We start from the raw sequence: 3,750 nt of genomic DNA, 5'->3' as shown, positions 1-3,750 counted from the left end.
CATTTCCGGTTGTCATTGGTTTTTAAACGATAAAAACATTTTCAAATGGAACCAAGACTTAATTTTCAGGAAAAAGGAAAAAATGCGGCGAAGGTGCTTTTTGGTATGGGCAGCTACCTGCATAAGTCGGCGATAGAATTGCCATTGCGGGAGCTGGTGGTGTTCCGGGTGTCGCAGATCAACCAGTGCGCTTATTGCCTGGATATGCATTACAAGGATGCGCGGGCGAAAGGCGAGACCGAGCAGCGGCTCTACGGCCTGAGCGCGTGGCGGGAAGCGCCTTACTATACCGAGCGGGAAAGAGCCGCCTTCGCGTGGGCTGAGGCAGTGACCAAATGCGAAGTGCCCGATGCGCTTTATGAAGCTGTGAAGCAGCAGTTCTCGGACGAGGAGCTCATCGACCTGACCATGGTAGTAACAAGCATCAATACCTGGAACCGCATTAACATCGCATTTCCAAGCACGCCGGGCAGTTACCAGGTTGGGCAGTTTGGTTGATAATTGCAGCATTCTAACAATTCGAAATCATTCAAAACATTCAAATAGAAACCAAGATGAACGAATTTCTGATCGCCATCCACCGGGACCTGAAAAGCAAGGATGCGAGTCCGTCACCCGAGCAAATGCAAGCCGCTATCAAGCCGTTCCAAGACTGGATCGGCAGCATTGCCGCCCAGAACAAGCTGGTTGCCCCACCAAAACGCTGGGACCTCGACGGGCGGGTAGTTACCAAGAACAATACGGTCACAAACGGACCTTATGCCGAGATCAAAGAATCGCTCGGCGGCCTGTTCCTGATCCGTGCAGAAAATTATGAAGAAGCAGTAGAAATAGCCAAAGGCTGCCCGATCCTGGAATGGGGAGCATCAGTGGAAGTCAGGATGGCGGTGGGGTAATATGCTGCTTCCCAACCTCTTCCGCACAGAGTACCGCAACATTGTTGGGGTACTCTGTTATTTGTTCGGGATTGAGCATGTAGAGATTGCCGAAGATATTGTGAGCGATACTTTTCTGGCGGCTACCGAGCACTGGAGTATACATGGTGTGCCCGACAACCCGACCGGCTGGCTTCACACAGTGGCAAAGAACAAGACCAGGAACTATCTCAAACGGAATGCATTGTTTGAGAAAAAATTGGCGCCTGAGATCAGGTACACCTCGCAGGTTTCAGAAGAGATCGATATTGATCTGTCTGGAAAGAACATTTCGGATAGTCAGCTGGCGATGATCTTTGCGGTTTGTAACCCGGTTATTTCCACAGAATCGCAGGTGTCGCTGGCGCTGAGCCTGCTGTGCGGTTTTGAGGTGCAGGAAATCGCTGACGCCTTTTTAACAAACAAAACGGTAGTGTACAAAAGACTTAACCGCGCCAAAGAGAAGCTGAAAGAAGCCCGGATACGCATTGAGCAGCCTACTTTGTCAGAAATCAATAACCGCCTTGATCCCGTACTCACGACTTTGTACCTGCTTTTTTCAGAGGGGTATTATTCCGAAAGCCAGGATACCGTGCTCAGGAAAGACCTGTGCGCTGAGGCAATGCGGCTGGCCGCTCTGCTGCTCGGCAATGCAGCTACCAACAAGCCGGCCGTCAATGCGCTGCTGTCGCTGATGTGCTTTCACGCTTCCCGTTTTGATGCGCGCGTCGGGGATAATGGTGAAATGGTATTGTATGAAGATCAGGACGAGTCGCGCTGGGACCAGCAGTTGATCAGTCTGGGTAAGGATTTCCTGATCAAAGCATCTACCGGCGAGGAAGTATCCAGGTACCATCTGGAAGCGGGCATTGCATTTTGGCACACACAAAAGGAAGATACGATGGAGAAATGGGAGAATATCCTGCAACTTTACAACAAATTATTGATCCTCGAATATTCACCTGTTGCAGCATTAAACCGGACATTTGCGGTGTCGAAAGCAAGAGGCAAGGCGCAGGCGATTGCAGAGGCAGAAAAGCTTGGGCTCACCGGCAGTCATTTTTACTACTCCCTGCTCGGGCATCTCTACACAGACCTGGATACCAGCAAAGCGTTGGCGCATTTTGAAAAAGCACTTGAACTGGCGGCTTCTTATGCAGATCGGGAGGTGATCAAAAAAAATATGGCAAGATTATCAGTTTAGCAATGGTACCTATAGAATCAGAGAGACTGGTTTATGAAAAATTTAAACCGTCCCATTTCAATGACTATTACAGGCTGGTCTCCGGACAGGATGTGATGCAATATATCACGGGTGCCGGGCTTGATGAAACCGGTGCAAAGGCGCGTTTCCAGGTGGCACTGGATGCAGATCTGGGTATGGAAGAATTCGGCTTCCTGGCGGTAACCGAAAAGGATACCGCTGCATTCATCGGTCTAGCCAAAATAGTCCCGTTCGAGCAAAGCTATACTGAAATCGGATATGCATTGTTCCCGGAATACTGGGGGAAAGGTTATGCGTCCGAAATTACGCGTACGATGATCAATTATGCATTGCAGCTCGGCAATGTGAAGGAGCTGATCGCGTTGGTAAGTCCGGAGAACACTTCTTCGATCAGGGTACTTACCAAAAATAACTTCACATTCTTCCGCAAGTTGACGGGCTCTTCGGGTACCCGCCACGACTACATCCTTCGCCTTTGACGTAAAAGACATCAGGAAAAAAATGCCCCGGAGCAAGAAATCAGCTTTCGGGGCATTCTTTTAATTATAACCAAACCACTTTTTGCTCTGAAACGTGGGACTGGCCAAGGATATCTGCGTAAAGTTCGGGGCGGCGGGCTTTCAGGTAGCGGGAGCCGCCGGCTTGTTCGAGTTTTTCCGGTGTCAATGTCGCAACAGCAATGGCGTCATCCAGTTCACGACACTCAGCTATGATGTCGCCAAATGGATCGAGGATCATGGAGCAGCCATTTTTCAACTGGTCATCGTCCGTTCCGATTGGATTGGAGAATACAGCATAAATCGCATTGTCGTAAGCGCGTGCCGGCAGCCACTTCATGAGCCAGGCCCTGCCTTTGAGACTGTCAAATTCCTGCCGCAGCGAGGTCGGATCGGCAGCGCGGTTATGCCACAAAGCCGGGTCTACAAAGCCTGCGCCCGGACGCGTTGAAGGCGTGCACATGGTCACGTGCGGCATGAAGATGATATCTGCCCCCAGCAGTTTGGTAGCCCGCACATTCTCGATCACATTGTTATCATAACAGATCAAAATGCCACATTTCCAGCCAAGCAACTCAAATACAACATACTCATTTCCGGGTGTAAGGTGCGGATTGATGAAGGGATGCAGCTTGCGGAACTTTGCAACCAGCCCGTTCTGGTCTACGCACACATAGGCTTTGAATAGGTTTCCCTCCGCGTCCTTTTCAAACAATCCGGCAAGCACTGCAATGTTGTTGTCGCGGGCAATGGCGGTAAGCTCGGCAATGCTCGGACCGTCGGGGATAGGTTCGGAGAGCTCCAGCATCTGTTCCCGTGTGAGCTTGCGCGCAAATGTGTAACCTGTTACGGAGCACTCATGAAAAGCAATGGCATTAGCGCCTTTTTCGGCCGCCTGCTTTGACAGCTTGCGGATCACGCCCAGGTTGTAGGCTTTGTCGCCGCTGCGGTTTTCAAATTGGGCAGTCGCAATTTTAATCGGTTCCATAGGCTAAGATCTTGATAGTAGAAAGTGTGAACACAAAAATAGCTTGTCAAAACCGGAATTCGCTGAAATGGTAATCCAATCTGAGCGGTTGATCGTACCTATTGAGATAGGATTGAAAGCAGCCCC

Annotated in this window: 5 protein-coding genes; 4 read left to right on the top strand and 1 reads right to left on the bottom strand. The window is 50.2% G+C overall.

Translation table 11 applies throughout. The features are described 5' to 3' along the window. Positions 1 to 45: 45 nt before the first annotated feature. From ACTIE6_RS20075 to ACTIE6_RS20060, 4 genes are read left to right on the top strand one after another with little or no spacing between them, the layout of a single operon-like run. On the top strand, positions 46 to 498 hold the full coding sequence (locus ACTIE6_RS20075; RefSeq protein ID WP_439558343.1) for a carboxymuconolactone decarboxylase family protein: 453 nt from the start codon (positions 46 to 48) through the stop codon (positions 496 to 498). A gap of 56 nt (positions 499 to 554) precedes the next feature. Beyond that, positions 555 to 896, top strand: coding sequence for a YciI family protein (locus ACTIE6_RS20070; protein WP_439558342.1), 342 nt, complete (start codon positions 555 to 557; stop codon positions 894 to 896). 1 nt (position 897) lies between these two features. Next, positions 898 to 2,118, top strand: coding sequence for an RNA polymerase sigma factor (locus ACTIE6_RS20065; RefSeq protein WP_439558341.1), 1,221 nt, complete (start codon positions 898 to 900; stop codon positions 2,116 to 2,118). A 2-nt stretch (positions 2,119 to 2,120) separates the two neighbouring features. Continuing rightward, positions 2,121 to 2,618 carry a GNAT family N-acetyltransferase gene (locus ACTIE6_RS20060; protein ID WP_439558340.1) on the top strand — a complete coding sequence of 166 codons (498 nt, stop codon included), beginning with the start codon at positions 2,121 to 2,123 and terminating at the stop codon, positions 2,616 to 2,618. A 64-nt stretch (positions 2,619 to 2,682) separates the two neighbouring features. Here ACTIE6_RS20060 and ACTIE6_RS20055 read toward each other — a convergent pair whose 3' ends face one another. Next, the gene (locus tag ACTIE6_RS20055; protein ID WP_439558339.1) at positions 2,683 to 3,624 is read right to left on the bottom strand and encodes a nitrilase family protein; all 942 of its coding nucleotides are present in this window, start codon (positions 3,622 to 3,624) and stop codon (positions 2,683 to 2,685) included. Positions 3,625 to 3,750: the final 126 nt, after the last annotated feature.

It is taken from the genome of Dyadobacter sp., from assembly GCF_051859145.1.
Taxonomy (GTDB): domain Bacteria; phylum Bacteroidota; class Bacteroidia; order Cytophagales; family Spirosomataceae; genus Dyadobacter.
Note: the sequence above shows the minus strand (reverse complement) of the source record. Positions and strands in the feature narration are given on the sequence as shown.

What these genes read in the sequence shown, in the direction of transcription:
- ACTIE6_RS20075 (WP_439558343.1), top strand. Translation starts at nt 46, where the DNA reads ATGGAACCAAGACTTAATTTTCAGGAAAAAGGAAAAAATGCGGCGAAG.
- ACTIE6_RS20070 (WP_439558342.1), top strand. Translation starts at nt 555, where the DNA reads ATGAACGAATTTCTGATCGCCATCCACCGGGACCTGAAAAGCAAGGAT.
- ACTIE6_RS20065 (WP_439558341.1), top strand. Translation starts at nt 898, where the DNA reads ATGCTGCTTCCCAACCTCTTCCGCACAGAGTACCGCAACATTGTTGGG.
- ACTIE6_RS20060 (WP_439558340.1), top strand. Translation starts at nt 2,121, where the DNA reads ATGGTACCTATAGAATCAGAGAGACTGGTTTATGAAAAATTTAAACCG.
- ACTIE6_RS20055 (WP_439558339.1), bottom strand. Translation starts at nt 3,624, where the DNA reads ATGGAACCGATTAAAATTGCGACTGCCCAATTTGAAAACCGCAGCGGC.